Origin of the sequence: Mucilaginibacter kameinonensis, assembly GCF_003675385.1 — a bacterium.
Lineage (GTDB): Bacteria > Bacteroidota > Bacteroidia > Sphingobacteriales > Sphingobacteriaceae > Mucilaginibacter > Mucilaginibacter kameinonensis.
The window spans coordinates 505757-521613 of sequence record NZ_RCWZ01000003.1 but is presented as its reverse complement, the minus strand read 5'-3'; the positions used below and the strand labels follow the sequence as shown (position 1 = coordinate 521613).

16 protein-coding genes are annotated in these 15857 nt (G+C 41.0%); 9 read left to right on the top strand and 7 right to left on the bottom strand.

Going from position 1 to position 15857, the window contains the following annotated elements:
- Positions 1-7 precede the first annotated feature (7 nt).
- Positions 8-367: a BlaI/MecI/CopY family transcriptional regulator gene (locus EAH55_RS15420; RefSeq protein WP_244228214.1), complete on the bottom strand. Its 360-nt coding sequence runs from the start codon at positions 365-367 to the stop codon at positions 8-10.
- Between the two features lie 415 nt (positions 368-782).
- Here EAH55_RS15420 and EAH55_RS15415 point away from each other — a divergent pair, with 415 nt between their 5' ends.
- The 5 genes from EAH55_RS15415 (at position 783) to EAH55_RS15395 (ending at position 6313) form a co-directional block, all read left to right on the top strand.
- The gene (locus EAH55_RS15415) at positions 783-2366 is read left to right on the top strand and encodes a flavin monoamine oxidase family protein (protein WP_208644857.1); all 1584 of its coding nucleotides are present in this window, start codon (positions 783-785) and stop codon (positions 2364-2366) included.
- A gap of 34 nt (positions 2367-2400) precedes the next feature.
- A complete protein-coding gene (locus EAH55_RS15410) occupies positions 2401-3567 on the top strand; it encodes a pyridoxal phosphate-dependent aminotransferase (protein WP_162996895.1) in 1167 nt (388 codons plus the stop codon).
- A gap of 119 nt (positions 3568-3686) precedes the next feature.
- Positions 3687-4679: a Hint domain-containing protein gene (locus tag EAH55_RS15405; RefSeq protein ID WP_162996894.1), complete on the top strand. Its 993-nt coding sequence runs from the start codon at positions 3687-3689 to the stop codon at positions 4677-4679.
- 163 nt (positions 4680-4842) lie between these two features.
- Positions 4843-5685: an SDR family oxidoreductase gene (locus tag EAH55_RS15400; RefSeq protein ID WP_121810444.1), complete on the top strand. Its 843-nt coding sequence runs from the start codon at positions 4843-4845 to the stop codon at positions 5683-5685.
- Between the two features lie 115 nt (positions 5686-5800).
- Positions 5801-6313, top strand: a complete 513-nt coding sequence (locus EAH55_RS15395; protein WP_112571692.1) for a c-type cytochrome — start codon at positions 5801-5803, stop codon at positions 6311-6313.
- Positions 6314-6894: 581 nt separating this feature from the next.
- Here the strand turns inward: EAH55_RS15395 and EAH55_RS15390 are convergent.
- Entirely contained in the window at positions 6895-7350 is a 456-nt protein-coding gene (locus EAH55_RS15390; RefSeq protein ID WP_121810443.1) for an NUDIX domain-containing protein, read from the bottom strand.
- Positions 7351-7437: 87 nt separating this feature from the next.
- On the opposite strand from EAH55_RS15390, the gene EAH55_RS15385 reads away from it, so the two are divergent.
- Entirely contained in the window at positions 7438-7935 is a 498-nt protein-coding gene (locus EAH55_RS15385; RefSeq protein ID WP_121810442.1) for an SRPBCC family protein, read from the top strand.
- Between the two features lie 83 nt (positions 7936-8018).
- Positions 8019-8603, top strand: a complete 585-nt coding sequence (locus EAH55_RS15380) for a riboflavin synthase (RefSeq protein WP_114938233.1) — start codon at positions 8019-8021, stop codon at positions 8601-8603.
- Here EAH55_RS15380 and EAH55_RS15375 read toward each other — a convergent pair.
- Complete coding sequence (locus tag EAH55_RS15375) at positions 8600-9742, bottom strand: tetratricopeptide repeat protein (RefSeq protein WP_121810441.1); 1143 nt, start codon at positions 9740-9742, stop codon at positions 8600-8602. The genes EAH55_RS15380 and EAH55_RS15375 overlap by 4 nt on opposite strands.
- A gap of 112 nt (positions 9743-9854) precedes the next feature.
- Between EAH55_RS15375 and EAH55_RS15370 the strand changes: the two genes are divergently transcribed.
- The gene (locus tag EAH55_RS15370) at positions 9855-10142 is read left to right on the top strand and encodes a hypothetical protein (protein ID WP_112571682.1); all 288 of its coding nucleotides are present in this window, start codon (positions 9855-9857) and stop codon (positions 10140-10142) included.
- Positions 10143-10200: 58 nt separating this feature from the next.
- Here EAH55_RS15370 and EAH55_RS15365 read toward each other — a convergent pair whose 3' ends face one another.
- From EAH55_RS15365 to hscA, 4 genes are all read right to left on the bottom strand, one after another.
- Entirely contained in the window at positions 10201-10890 is a 690-nt protein-coding gene (locus EAH55_RS15365) for a hypothetical protein (protein ID WP_121810440.1), read from the bottom strand.
- An 85-nt stretch (positions 10891-10975) separates the two neighbouring features.
- Entirely contained in the window at positions 10976-11683 is a 708-nt protein-coding gene (locus EAH55_RS15360; protein ID WP_121810439.1) for a hypothetical protein, read from the bottom strand.
- Positions 11684-11738: 55 nt separating this feature from the next.
- The gene (locus EAH55_RS15355) at positions 11739-12731 is read right to left on the bottom strand and encodes a hypothetical protein (protein ID WP_121810438.1); all 993 of its coding nucleotides are present in this window, start codon (positions 12729-12731) and stop codon (positions 11739-11741) included.
- A gap of 37 nt (positions 12732-12768) precedes the next feature.
- A complete protein-coding gene (gene hscA, locus EAH55_RS15350; protein ID WP_121810437.1) occupies positions 12769-14625 on the bottom strand; it encodes a Fe-S protein assembly chaperone HscA in 1857 nt (618 codons plus the stop codon).
- A 151-nt stretch (positions 14626-14776) separates the two neighbouring features.
- Here hscA and EAH55_RS15345 point away from each other — a divergent pair, with 151 nt between their 5' ends.
- Positions 14777-15727 (top strand): aldo/keto reductase, encoded by a 951-nt coding sequence (locus tag EAH55_RS15345; protein WP_121810436.1) that lies wholly within the window; start codon positions 14777-14779, stop codon positions 15725-15727.
- The last annotated feature ends 130 nt before the right edge of the window (positions 15728-15857 follow it).

Here is a 15857-nt window from a genome sequence, read left to right as displayed (position 1 = left end):
GTAAGGTTTATTGTTTTTCAATGAGTTTAATGATCTCTTTCAGGTCGGTAGCGCTGATCTTTTTTTCGTTGGCGAAAAACGTAACCAGGTCTTTATAAGAGTTTTGGAAGTAATTGCTTACAAAGCCGCTCATAAAGCGTTTTTTATATTCCTCTTCCTGTATCAGGGGGAAGTACCGAAAAGAGTTGCCCTTTTTTTCGCTTTTTAAAAATCCTTTGCGTTCCAGGTTTTTTACGGTTGAAGCGAGGGTAGTGTAGGGGGGCTTAGGTTCGGCCAGTTGATCTAAAAAATCCTTGATAAATCCAGGGCCCGATTGCCACACTGCCTGCATTGCTTCTTCCTCTTGTTGCGATAATTTTTCCATCATGTTACGATTGTTTCGTAAATCTACGAACTATTCGTAGTGAAACAAATTTATTTTCACTTTTTAACAGATTTTAACTTTTGGGGGAGAGATTAGAGGTTGGAGATCAGGGGTTAGGGGGATGGTCTGAACTCGAATTAAACGAATTAGATGAATTAACAGAATGCTAAGTAAATTCAATAAATTCTCATAATTTGTTTAATTCGAGTTCAGACTAAAATTTTGTAAATTCTAAAATCCTATAAATTCCGATTCAGACAACATCTCCGTTCATATCTTAACATTAATTTGCCAACCACTCAAATTACTGCGTTAATTTTATAAAAATCACAGCAAAAGTTGATCTGCGCTTAACATAAAAGCAAACAAAAAACTATATTTAAAGCAGAGTTGATTGTAAAACATAAATACGCGCTTATTGAAAACTATTACCCGCCGGGACTTTTTAGGAAAAGGTGCCATGCTGGCTGGCGGAGCTTATCCGGCCATGCTTGCGCTTGGTTTATTAAAATCCGCACCCGCCCATGCTTTTAATCTCGAGGGCAGTGGCAAAGGAAAACACATTATCATTTTAGGGGCCGGATTAGCCGGCATGACCTGTGCCTATGAATTAGGCAAGCTGGGCTATCAATGTACCATCCTGGAAGCGCGGCAGCGTACCGGTGGGCGCTGTTTCAGCATTCGTAATGGCAGTACCAATACCGAAATTGATAAGCCTACAGCTACCGCCCGTTTTGACGCCGGGCAATACTTTAACGCCGGGCCTTCACGCATACCGCACAACCATGAACTTACGCTGCATTATTGTAAAGAATTGAGTGTGCCTGTCCAGGTTTATAATAACGTGAACGAAGGCGCTTATTACTTTGCTGAGGGAAAGGGGCCTTTATCCAACAAAAAAATCAAGGTAAGGGAGGTGCATAATGATATCCGTGGGTACATGACCGAAATGATGGCTAAAAGCATTGATCATGGAGGCCTTGATAGTAGCTTTACCAAAGAAGACGGCGAAAAGATAATCGAATACCTGCAAGCCGAAGGCGGACTGGATATTGATAAGCTGTACAAAGCCTCCGCGCGGCGTGGTTATACCGAATCGCCGGGAGCGGGAGAAAGGCCCGGTAAAATTGCCGAACCTCATAAACTGGCCGATCTGCTGCATTCAGGTTTAATGGATCCTGACTTTTATAACGTGGCTGAGTATACCTACGAGTTGCAAATGACCATGTTTCAGGCCATTGGCGGTATGGATCAGATTGCTAAAGCTTTGGAAAAAAAGGTAGCGCCATCCATAAAAATGGGAGCAGAGGTTACAGCAATCAATAACATAGCAGATGGCGTTAAGATTACTTATAAAGATGCAACAGGTGAGCATATATTAAATGGCGATCTATGTATCTGTACCATTCCGCTGCCGGTTTTGAGTAATATCAGCAATAACTTTAGTGGTAATGTAAGCCGCGCTATTGATTATATCAGCTATAACCAAACCGGGAAAATAGGATTGCAGTTTAAGCGCCGGTTTTGGGAAGAGGATGAGCATATTTACGGCGGTATAACGCACACTAACAATGATTTAACTCAGATATTTTATCCATCCTATGATTATTTAGGAAAAAAAGGTATCTTGATTGGATATTACAACTTTAATGAAAAAGCGCAGAAAGTTGGCGCTTTAGGCTATGCCGAAAGAGAGAGGTTCGCACTGGAGAAGGGCAGGTTGATCCACCCGCAATATGATCAGGAGTTTGAAAACTCGTTTTCGGTTAGCTGGCATAAAACCAAATACAATTTAGGCGGATGGGCGGTTTATACTACCGAAACCCGTAAAACACAATACCCGGTACTGTTAAAACCCGATAAGCAGGTTTATTTTGCAGGCGAGCATTTGACATACCTTAATGCCTGGATGGCCGGGGCTTTTGAATCGGCCAGGAGTACGGTTGCCGCTATACACGCCAGGGTTACCGATCAGCGTACCCAATACCCGGTTCAAAAATAAAACGACGTTACAAAACATTAAATACCACCACACCATGTCAAGCACAATTAACCGCAGAAACTGGATTAAATCCAGCGTATTTATGGCCGGAGGAATGGCCCTTTTTTCAGGAACAATTGGTAAGCTGGCAGCCATGCCGGCCAGAGTATTTAAACCATTGAGCCGCAGTTTAACCGATCAGGAAGCCGTAACCAATGCCGGCTTTGAATTGAAAGCAAGATTACTGGCCAATGAAAACCCTTTTGGCCCGTCAGCGGCTGCTAAAAGGGCAATTCAGGATGCTATTGATAAAAGCTATCAATATCCTTTCATGACCCAGGGTACCCTTTATAATAAAATAGCCCAGTATGAGGGGGTTAACTATAACAATATCCTGATGGAATCGGGTTCGTCGCCACTGTTGCTGGCTGCTGCCATACATTATAGTAAGGGCGGTAAAAGCATCATTACCGGCGACCCGTCTTATGATGATCTGCCATCACACGCGCAGCAACTGGAAGGCAAGTGGATAAAAGTACCACTTACTGCCGATTATAAGCTTGACCTTGACGCGATGGAAGCCAAGGTTGACAGCAACACCGGTCTGGTATATATCTGCAATCCAAACAATCCAACGGCTACCATATTGGATACAGCCAAATTGAAAGCCTTTTGTGAGCGTGTATCTAAAAAAACAACAGTTTTTGTTGACGAGGCCTATATCGATTACCTGCCCGACCCACAAGCCAGTACCATGATCAGCACTGTGAAAACCGGAAACAACGTAATTGTTGCCCGTACTTTTTCAAAATTGTATGGCTTTGCCGGTTTACGCTGCGGTTATGTAATTGCCCAGCCCGATACCATTAAAACCCTATCGATGTATACAACGGGTTTTTCGCTGGCGGCCACTACCATCGCAGGCGCAATTGCGGCGTATCGCGAAGAAGATTTTTTAAAGGATGCTCTTCAAAAAACAAATGCTTCCAAGGAATATCTTTATTCAGTACTTAAAAAAGAAGGTTATGAATACATCCCCTCATCGGCAAACTTTGTGATGTTTCCGCTAAAAATGGACGGCAAAAAGTTTGTTGGTGAAATGATGAAGCGCGGCGTAGGCGTACGTAACTGGCAATTTAACGGCAAAGACTGGTGCCGCGTAAGCATTGGCCGTATGGACGAAATGGAAGCCTTCGCCGATGCGTTTAAACAGTTATCTTAAGTGATTGGAGGTTAGAGATCAGAGGTTAGGTTCCAATTATTTTATACAAATGCTCCTAACTTTTAATCTCTAACCATACTCCTAATCACTAATCTCCAACCTCTAATCTCTAAAACAAAGTGCGTAAACTAACATTAACACTATTACTAAGCTCATCTCTTTATTTTGCTCAGGCGCAAACTGTAAACCCCCGTCCGCTTACTATGGATGAGTATAAAAAGGCGCAAACTTTCACTATAGCTAACCTCGACAATGATACCTACGTTAAGTTCGAAAACACGTACGTGCTTGACCGGTACGAAAGCCGCAAACCTTATTTCATTACAGGATCAGACGGGCTGAAAAAACGTATCGACCTCTATAAGCTAATTGCCAAAGAGGGGATGCAGGAAATTGGCTTGATGGTGTTTTACACTAACGAAAAGGGTAAGCTTTATAAAGCTTTAGTACCAGACTTTACTGCCGATGCCAAAGTTTGGGAGCAGTATTTTCAGGATATTGATAACATTAATAAAGTGGAGCAAAATTTTATCCTGAAACTATCTTACGTGCTGTCAAAGGAAGTAAGCTTCCAGCAGTACAAGGTGCTTAACGGTGGCAAGGACATGAAAGAGGAAGCGGCTACTTATGGCAATGATATCTGTTTTCCGGGTGAAGAGTTGGTTACCATGGCCAATGGCGATAAAAAAATGCTAAAGGCGGTAAAGAGCGGTGATGAAGTGATTTCGGTTGATCCGGCTACGAAACAAAATATGGTAGTTAAAGTAAAAGAGTTAACTACTCATGAAGCTAAAAACTACGCCATTACCCAACTGGTTTTAGTATCGGCACAAACAACAAATACAATGGCCGGTACACTGGTGAAGCTAAACAGCAAAGTATTACAAGCCACCCCTAATCACCCTATGTTAACCAAACAAGGCAATGTGAAAATAGGCGAGGTGGCAACCGGGCAGGAAGTACTTTGTTTGAATGAGCAGACCGGCAAATACGAGGCTTTTACTGTATTACAAAAAACTGAGCATGCAGGCGGTGTACAAAAAGTATATAACATTGTTGCCGATGGCGGCAGCACCCTGCTTATGAATGGTGTAATGGTGATGCAAAAGTAGGCCGCCTGCATTACACACCAGCTATGATAAAACTTACGAAGTTTTTAAAACTTCGTAAGTTTTTTGGGACAGAGGAGAGCAGGGTAAAAACTCCATTACCTGGGTGCTTCAATAACAGAAAAGGCTATATTGCCAATCAGCATCAACTGCTCTTGAAAGGCTTATGCCAATAAAAACAACAATAATTACCGGGGCTACTTCCGGCATCGGAAAGGCAACTGCAATGGCGCTTGCCGCGCAGGATCATGAGGTGTACCTGCTCGTTCGTAATATTATTAAAGGCGAGACAGTTAAACAGGAAATTATTGCGAAAACGGGTAACAAGCACGTCTCCGTTATCAAATGTGATCTGGCTGATCTGCAAAGTGTCCGTGAAGCCGCAGCTGAACTTTCTCAGAAGCTGACAACTATTAATATCCTTATCAATAATGCCGGAGCTGGTTTTAGCGAAAGACGGGTTAGCAAAGACGGATTTGAAATGACTTTTACAACCAATCATCTCGGCCATTTTTTATTGACTACAAGCCTGATGCCTTTGCTTGAGCGCGGGCATGCGCGCATTATTAATGTAAGTTCTGAAGGGCATAAAATAGGCAAAGCCAATTTTGATGATCTTCAATCGGCACAAAATTATTCCTCTTTTAAAGCTTACGGTATGGCTAAGCTGTTCAATATCTACTTTACCCAGTCCCTTGCCCAAAAATTTGCTGATAAGGGTATCTTGGCATTTTCCCTTCATCCAGGCGTTGTGAACAGTAGTTTTATTGAAGGACTTAAAGGTTTCGATAAAATATTAATGAAGTTGGCCCGGCCGTTTATGATCACTTCTCAACAAGGGGCCGAAACTTCAATATACCTTGCAATGGAACCCGGGTTGGATAAATTTAATGGTCGTTATTTTAAAAAGGAGAAGCTTGCTAAAACATCGCCCATAGCGCAGGATTGGGCTGCACAGGAAAAACTGTGGCAGATAAGCGAAAAACTTATCAGTAAATCAGTTGCTTAGGCTTTAGCCGCCATTCAGGAATTATGAATTTACCGTGAATAATTCAATCATTTGCCTGAAAATGTTGCAACATTAAAATCAATAAGTTAATTTAGATGACTTAAACATGACAATTATGCCTGTGAACAAAAAACTATTAGTTACGCTCGGCCTGTTATCCATCATAGTATTTGGTGCTATGACTACTACTAAACCACAGGACGAAGGTTTTAAAAATCTTAAAGTATTGCCGAAAAACATTTCTGGCGAGAACCTGCACAAGGTTATGGAAGATTGGTCGCATTCATTAGGGGTACATTGCAACTTTTGCCACGCCCGTAATGAAGAAACTAAAAAGATGGATTGGACAAGCGATGCAAAACCTGAAAAGGAAATGGCCCGCGACATGTTTAAAATGATGAACAAAATTAACCAGAAGTATTTTCATGCTAAAAAAGATTCGTTAGGCATGATCATGCAGAGCGGTGTTAATTGCAATACCTGCCACCGTGGTACAGCTCATCCGGAAGTGATGGTACCAGACGGAAAAGGTCCGGGTGGCCCGGGAATGGGTCCTGGTCCAGGTGGTCAACCAGGTCCGCCGCCGGGAGGTCCTGCTCCAGGTGCACCAGCACCAACCAAGCCATAATTGATAAGCTTATATTTATAGTATAAAATGCCTTTGGTAAAACCAGGGGCATTTTTGTTTTATAGCTGCTTATTATCGTCCATATTCCGAGTTATTTGTAAAGTTTACGTTATGAGTTATCTTTTGACCATTTATTGGATATTCTTTTTGGGAATAATTTTAAGCTGTGTTCATGAAAAATTCATGCTTTGTAACTATTTTTATACACAACAATAATTAGTTGACTTGGTATAAAAATGTTTGTCGAATTGCATCGGCTTGGCAGCGTTGTTTTTTAAGTTGATTGGTTAATTGTTACAACCTTTAATAATTATCATAATTAAAACATGACTGCTGAGTTTCATATAAAACCCCAGGCTACAGCTAATACGTCAACAAGTTCAACTGAATTAACTTGTCGTAAATGCAAGTCCCCGCTAAGCCGTATTAAGAGGAGTGCCTTTGCTAAATTTTTTCTGTTTGGTTTGCCATTTAAAAAATACATGTGTTATAAATGCTCCAGGAAAACCTACAGGTGGGCTGCTAAATAAGAGTTAATAGTTTATTATTGGTTACAATTCGATGATAGCTGGGACTGTTAATTAAATAGTCGCTTCTAATTCATTTATAAATGCTGCCTGGGCAGGGTTGATCTTTATTTTTGCAGTTGGGATATTGAACCACTCTGCACGATCAATTTCATCGAAAGCTTGTTTCCTGCCCGAGCGGGGAGGCCATTCTATTTCAAACGTATTGCTCTTAATCTTTTCTGGATCGATATTTCCTTCAATAGCCCAGGCCTGTACTGTTTTGCCCCCTTTTTGTTTAATGGGGCTTAACGCGATGAAATTGCCAAATATTTCGTGCCCGGTTTCTTCCTGAAACTCGCGCTTTGCTGCTGCGAGCGGATCTTCATCGGGCAGGTATTCCCCCTTGGGTACCGACCATGAACCGACATCCTTGTTTTTAAAGAATGGTCCGCCCGGATGTACAAGAAATACCTGTAGTCCTTGTGCGGTTTTGCGGTACAATAAAATTCCGGCGCTTTGTTTGGGCATGTTTAAGATTTAAAGGCAAGTTAATGAAAGCCTTAATTTAAATTGTTATTTTTGATATAAACACCCCGAACCTATATACAATTTATCATGGCAGACGACAGATGGAGCAAATTTAAAGTAACTGCTGATGTGGACACAGATGTACGCAGTATGTATGAATCCTGGGCCACTCCTGAAGGCCTTGAAACCTGGTTTTTACGTAAGGCCGATTTTTTTGCGATAGCCGGTCGTCAGCGCGAACCGCAGGAGTTTATTAAAAAAGAGGATACTTATACCTGGTATTGGCATGGTTATGATGATACCACTGTTGAAAATGGCCAGATATTGGAAGCTAACGGAGCCGATTTTGTCAAGTTTACCTTTACCGGGGGAACAGTTGTGAGTGTTTCCATAACCTGCAAATTAGGTGTTGTTATTGTTGAGCTGGTACAGGAAAATATTCCTGAAGAAACCGACCCCGAGAAAAACCTTTATGTGCAATGCCAGCTTGGCTGGACATTTTATCTCGCCAACTTGAAATCGGTATTGGAAGGCGGTAAAGACCTCCGTAATAAGCGGAAGGACCTGTTCTCAAGTTTCAAATAATTTCATTTGCTGCTGACAAACCTTACTGTAAAATAGTTTAGTTTTGACGCCAATCAAAATAGCCCTTTTGGGCCGGGAGGCATATGTTTACAGGAATTATAGAAACTTTAGGTAAGATCACTGATCTGCAGCAAGAAAAAGGCAATCTCAATATTACTGTCGAGTCGGCGATATCACATGAGCTTAAGATTGATCAATCTGTTGCCCACAATGGTGTTTGCCTTACTGTGGTAGCATTAGCAGATGGTTTACACGTAGTGACTGCTATTGAAGAAACTTTAAACAAGACCAATCTTTCCCAGCTTAAAGTTGGTGACCCTGTAAACCTGGAGCGCTGCATGCAAATGAATGCACGGCTTGATGGCCACATTGTTCAGGGGCATGTTGACCAGGTAGCCATTTGCACAGCTTTTAAAGAGCTTGACGGCAGTTGGGAATACACTTTTGAATATGATGCCGCGAGTGGTAATGTGACCGTAGAGAAAGGCTCTATTTGCGTGAACGGTATCAGCCTGACAGTTGTTAACTCACACGCTAATAGCTTTTCTGTAGCTATTATCCCGTATACATTTGAGCATACCAACCTGCACAATGTGAAGGTTGGCAGCCAGGTTAACCTTGAGTTTGATATCATAGGCAAATACGTTGCCCGTTTAATGCAACGCTAAATCCTCAACGATTTAATACGCTCTCTGGAGTAAGCTATAAAGGTTTTCTGAGAATCCTTTGGTTTGCTTGCCAGGTACTTTTTGTAGTATTTAATGGCCGTCGCTTTGTTTTTCAATTCGGTATCGTATAGGGTTGCAAGAGCGTAGTAAGTAATTGGGTCTGGTTTATAAAGCAAACTTTTCTGGTATGCCTCAACGGCATTTTTCAATTGGTGAAGGTGGTCGTATGAATCGCCTTTTTCGCTGTAATAGGAGCCTACGCCCGTAGATGTGGCTTCTTCAATGGCCTTATCTAAATATATGATCGCTTTTGTGTTGCTATGCAAAGCCTTATAGCTCATGGCCGTGTAGTAAAAGGAAGCCTCGGTGCCGGTTTGGTTGTCTTCCAGTATTTTAAACGTTTTAATGCAATCGGGATAGTTGGCGGTCATGTAATAGGAGGTGCCCCGCATGGATACAATGCTGCCGGCCAATTCTCCGGCATCTATTAGTTTCTTAGTAATTTCAATAGTTACCGGGTATCTTTTTAACGCGTATGAAGCCTGTGCTTTACCTTTCAGTAGCAACAGATTGGCTGTATCTGCCACTAAGGCTTTGTCAATTATAATTTCGGCATTGACATATAGTTTAAGGTTGATGTAAAAGGATGACAGGTCATAAGCAACATCAGGATTAAGCGGGTTGATCTTGTTCGCTTTTTGAAGGTATAAAATACTCCCTTCCATATCGCCTAAATTTTGCGACAGATCGGCCAGTTGTTTATATACATCAAAGTTGGTTGTATCCTTCAGCAGGATCTTCTTTACATATATTATAGCCTTTTTATTATTGCCGCGCCTTTTAATGATCTCGCTCATATTATATAAGTTGGTGAGATTCGTGGTATCTGTGTCGTAAATGCGTTGATAGTAATTTTCGGCATCGGGTAGGCGGGAGGCCATTTTTGAAGTGTAGGCCAGTTTAGCTAATACTTTAACGTCGGTTACAGGCTCCGGGTATGTTTTCCTGAGATAGTCGGCTGCATCGGCGAAGCGCTGATTTTGATAATAATCGAGCAGGAGTGAATCATTGGCCGTTTGCTGGGCACGTATTTGCAATACTGATAAGGTAAAGAATAGGGTTATAAATAGGGTTTTCATAACTAAATATTTAGTTTAACTAAGTTATTAGTTATGAATTGCAATTCCAAGTCTGAAAACAATTTTTTAATAGGGTGGTTGATTTATAAAGTAATAATTAAAACCACATATTATGGATAAGTTAAAGAAGTTTGGACTGATGGAAAAAATTGTCCATGAACTGGAAGACCTGAAAAATAGCCAACAAGCTATCATCACTAAGTTAGCTAAGATAGAAGTTGATAATATTGATTTGGGGGATAAACGCCTTGAAAAAGATCTTCCTGATATGCACCAGCGTGTATCTGATAACCTGGATACTATAGCGGCCATCCTCGAAGATTTTGCTAACCAAACAGCAAACTACAGCGATAGCAACAATATTGCAGCCCTGAAAGAACAGGAAGCTTTAGGAAAATAAAAAGAAAATCCCCGGGAAACCGGGGATTTTCTTTTTATGCTTGTAGCATGCTTTTTTGCTATTTATGATTCCGGTTATACCTCCTTATGGCCTGGAGGTAATTTTTCCATTGAATGCTTTCAATAGCATCAGGATCGTCGCCAACCATTTCTCTTAAATTTTCTTCGTTATATTGAACAATTGAGCCGTTGTTAAGCTGGATAGCAACTATTGATTTTGGATTGAACATTTTGCCATCCGGCTCGCTTAAAAGGGAGTATGCACTGATAGGGCCACTTATGAACCTGAACATCCAGCAGCTATCTTTAGCAATGCCTTTATAATAATTAGATACAGCAGCAATCTGGGATGATTTTTTAGTTAATGAAGGTGTAATATCACGTGCTATCTCAATAGTTTGTTCCGGATAAATTATTTGCTCCCGGTTTGTATCCGCTTTTGATAATGATTGATCGATATACACGAGATAACTTTTGTGGGCATAGTCATCTACATAAATTCTGGACTTAACTTCTTTCTTCGTGCCATTGAGCATAGTCACCAGGAAATTATATTCAGGATTGTTAGTGCCTTTATCATCCTTGTTCCAATACGTCCACATAGAAAAGGCTGTTTGCTGGCCCGTCTGCAAATCCATGTTTTGCCTGTTAAGTGTACTGTTAACGCCGTGCGATCCGCTTTGAGCAAAAGCGAAATTTGTAAAGATAGTAAGGGCGAAAATGACAAAGTACTTAAGTACTGGTTTCATATATAAAGTTTAGATGAACTAAATATACAAAAGCAGTGTAACCTTAATATTAAGCCAGACAAAGCCTTAGGGGTTGCTTACACATTTAATCTTTGCCATCTTTTGGAGCCTTTTCAATATTCTTGTTATATTTCTTTATAGCCTTTAGATAGTTTTTTTGCCCAATGTATTCCATAGCTTCCGCATCTTGCACAACCATCCCTTTTAGATTTTCTTCGTTATAGTTAAGTATAGGCCCGTCATTTAACTGGATACCAACGATGGTTGAGGGGGCAACAAATTGCCCTACTTCTACGCTTAAAATCGAATACACATTGATTGACCCTGTTATGACTTTAAACATCCAGCAACTGTCTTTAGCTATACCGGTATAATAATTTTTCGGTGATACAGGTTTGCCATTTTTTGTGAGACTTAATGACGAGGCCAGGTCGCGCGCGATGTTTTTGGTTTGAAAAGGATAAATTTTTTGTTTCCTATTTGAATCGTTTTTGGCTAAAGACTTATCAATAAATAGCAGGTAATTTTTGTGAGCGGCAGTATCGGCATAAATTTTCGAGCTTACCTCTTTCTGAGTACCATCGGCCATTGTAACCTGATAAGTATATTTAGGATTGTATATCTCCGGATTATTAGATATTCCCCAAATAGGACGGAACAGTTGCATCCGTGTTTGGAATTGTAAATTTTGATTGCTTAACACCTTGTTCACAGCAGCCATGTTTTGAGCTGATGCCGATGCTGTAATGAAGATAAACAGGAAAAAATAAAAATACTTAAGAACAGGTTTCATGTATAAAGTTTAGATGGGCTAAATATATGAAACCTGTTTAATCAAATATTGATTATTACTGGTATTGGATGTAAATAGGAGCGGGCTTCAGGCTCAATATTTCTTTAGGGGTTAGCATTCTGTGAGGCTCGTTCTTTAAGTCGTTTTTATAAAAAAGCTTAAAGCCGGTAAACTGAACAGGCTCTTCAGAAATGAAATATTTGTAAGTTCCCTTTTTTAGTTCAGGGCCACCCCAACCATCCATATCCATAACCACCTGCACTTCTGGTCTTAACTTAATATCTTTGTAATTAGTTACCATACGTTTGGTAAAGCGGTGGATCACGAACATTTTGGGCGGCAGGTCATTCTTTTTTACCACTTTGGCTAAATAGCCGGTTACATAGTTAATATCATCTGCATCAAATGTTCCAATGCGTTTGCCAGGGACACTGCCTTCTTTCATTGAAAATTCAGGGTCGATACCTAAATGAACGTTTGGCATCTTCATGTATTTTTCCAACAGAGGCAATTCGGTTTGTACTGTGCTGAAGCCAACCTGTATATCTAAAAATACAAGAGCGTTAATACTTTTTGCCCAGCTAATCACAGTATCTATCTGGCTGAATGGCATTCGCAGATTATGCAAACCGTTTCTGCCGGCATCTGCCTGGGCTGTTACACATATATAATGTAAGGCCGGTACTACGTTGGTAGCTGTATCAGCTTTCTCCCAGTTTTTTACTTCTTCTTTTAACTTATTGAGCATGGTTTTGCGCGGATATTGGCCCAGCACGCCCATGTTTTTTGAATAAAGGTTGCCGTAGAAAGCTACAATGCGGTTAAACGGTAAAATGGCACCTTGCAAAGGGTATTCTTTAGTTTTTACCGGCCAGCGTCCGCTTTTATCGCCATTGGCCAGTTTTTTCATCAACGAATCGTACTTTAAAGTATCCAGCATTGACGCTTTTGCAGAAGTATCCCGGAAATGTTTACGGGTTGTGGCACAGGCCGTATTGGTTACGGCAATAAAAATAAACAGGGCTAAAGCAGATATTGTCCTTTTCAAATTTTAAGATTTTTGGGTTGATCAGCAATATTTGTGCCTATTCAATACTTTTGCCTCTCATAGCCGTGCTTATAGCCTGATCCATCAATCGTTCAGCAAACGGACGGGTGAATTCGTTAACCTCGTCGATGGTCTTTAAAATCAGGTCTTTATCGCCGCTGGTTAAGGCTTCTTTGAGTTTCTCAACTAATTTTGTTGTGTCTGCAATTTCAGTGATGGAAACATAGTCGGCATTTTTTTGCAGGAAGCGTTCAACGGTATAAACCATTTGTTCGCCTTCGGTACGTGCCTCAATAAGCATACGCTGGCTTACATCATCTTTAGCGTGGGTAATGCTGTCCATTAACATTTGCTCCACCTGTTCATCAGTAATACCGTAAGTTGGTTTTACTTCAACTTCCTGTTTTACGCCCGAGCGAAGTTCAATAGCCTGAATGGTAAGGATCCCATCTGCATTCAATAAAAAGTTGATATCAACTTTAGGGAAACCTGCAGGCATGGACGGTATGCCTTTTAAATCAAACTCGGCCAGTTTGCGGTTTTCTTTGATCAGATCACGCTCGCCCTGGTAAACAGCAATTTTCATGTTCACCTGTCCGTCGATAGAAGTGGTGTATTGCCTGCCACCTTTGGTTGGTACTTTAGAGTTTCGGGGGATGATCACATCCATCAGGCCTCCCATAGTTTCAATACCCAAAGAAAGAGGGGTAACGTCAAGCAGTAAAATATCCTTACGGTTTCCAGCCAAAATATCGGCCTGAATAGCGGCTCCTAAAGCAACTACCTCGTCGGGATTTACATCGTCATGCACCGGGCGACCGAAAAATTCAGCAACCATCCGTTTAACCAATGCTGTACGGGTTGAACCACCAACCATAACAACTTCATCAATCTGATTGATAGTTAATTTGGCATCATTAAGCGCATTCTGGCAGCTGGTAATAGTTTGTTGTACTTTAGGTAGTATTAGTTGTTCAAAAGTAGTACGGTCAAGCGTACACCAGATATCGCCTATTTTATCGTTGACCATGCTTTGGTGAGCAAAAGCTTTTTTCGCCTCTTCTGCTTTTAAACGGAGTTGCTGTGCCAGTTCGGTATTGGCAAGTACTTCGGCTTTGTTAAGCTGGTTTTTCTCAATCCAGTAGTCAACAATAATTCGGTCAAAGTCGTCGCCTCCTAAAAAGGTATCACCATTGGTTGAAAGCACTTCAAAAATGCCGTTCTGTATTTGCAATATTGATACGTCAAACGTACCACCACCAAGGTCATAAACGGCTATGGTTTTTGTTTCTTCAGGGTTTAAGCCTATGCCATAAGCCAAACTTGCTGCTGTAGGCTCATTTACTATTCGTAAAACATCGAGGCCTGCAAGTTTACCGGCATCGCGGGTAGCCTGGCGCTGCGAATCGTTAAAATACGCAGGCACAGTAATTACTGCACGGTTAACCGGGGTTTTAAGCGCATGCTCGGCACGGGCCTTAAGCTCTTTTAATATCTGGGCCGATAGTTCTATAGGCGTATAAAATTTATCGCCAACCTTGATCTTTACCAGGCTTTCGCTATCGTCATCAATTACTTTATAGCTAAAAAAGTCTTTGTAGTTTTCGATATCATGGTAACTGCGACCTAATAAACGTTTAACCGAAAATATGGTGTTTTGAGGATCTGTTATCAAAAACTCTTTTGCTTCGTTTCCTACCAATACATCGCCGGTATTGCCAAAATGCACTACAGAAGGTACCAGAACGCCTTTACCGGCATCATTAATTACCTGCGGATTTTTTTCCGGGTTGATGAATGCTACCAGCGAGTTGGTGGTACCCAGATCGATTCCTACAATGATCTCTTCTTTTTGCAATGAGCCTGTTGCCAGGTTGATAGAAACTTTAGCCATTATATTAAATTAACAAGGGGCAAATGTACTTAGTTTTAGGCGATGCATTGTCGTTTTTAATTCAGTTTTATTACAAATAAGCATACTCTTATTTCATTTTGCTGACAAACAAATGCTACTTAATTCATCTTTTTATAAAAAATAACATAATATGGAAAAGCGTGAATTAGGCAAATCCGAACTATATACCGCGCCATTGGTTTTTGGCGGTAACGTTTTTGGCTGGACTGTAAAAGGTAATGATACAGCCATTTTATTAGATGCGTTTTTAGATGCCGGTTTTAATACTATTGATACTGCCGATGTATACTCCCGATGGGTAGAAGGCAATAAAGGCGGAGAATCAGAAACTGAAATTGGCAATTGGTTAAAGAAAAGCGGTAAGCGCGATCAGGTGATCATTGCCACAAAGGTAGGTTCGGAAATGGATTCGGAAAGAAAGGGTTTGAAAAAGGACTACATCATCAAAGCCGCCGAAGATTCATTGAAAAGGCTGCAAACAGATTATATCGACTTATATCAAACTCATTATGATGACCCATCAACTCCTGTAGAGGAAACGCTGCGCGCTTATGACCAGTTGGTGCAGGATGGTAAGGTTCGCGCTATTGGTACCTCTAATATGTCGGTAGAGCGCCTGCATGAGTCATTAAAGGTGGGTGTTGAGAAAGGATTAATTTCGTACCAAACGCTACAACCCGAATATAACCTGTTTGACAGGGAAAAGTATGAAACCACTTACGAGCCTTTTCTTAAGGATCAGAATATAGGCGTCATTAGCTACTTTTCGTTGGCAAGTGGCTTTTTAAGCGGTAAATACCGTTCCGAAAAAGATTTACAGGGGAGTAGCCGGGCCGGTATGGTAAAAAAATATTTAAACGAGCGCGGCTTCAGGATCTTGAAAGCGCTTGACGAGGCTGCTGCCCAGTATAGTACCAGCCAATCGGCCATTGCTTTAGCCTGGTTAATAGCAAGGCCAAGTGTAACGGCACCTATAGTGAGCGCAACCAATTTTGATCAGCTTAATGAGTTTGCTAAAGCTGCCAATTTAAAGCTGAGCAATGAAACTATCGAAGCACTGACTGTCGCCAGCGCTTACTAAAGAATTTTCTATGGAAATCAGCAGCACACCCTTCGCTTGATGGGTGTGTTGTTTGTTTTTTGCCGCACGGTTTTTCGTTAAAATAATGGTTTAGCATTGCTTAATAATTACAAGGTTTTTTTTAATTAAT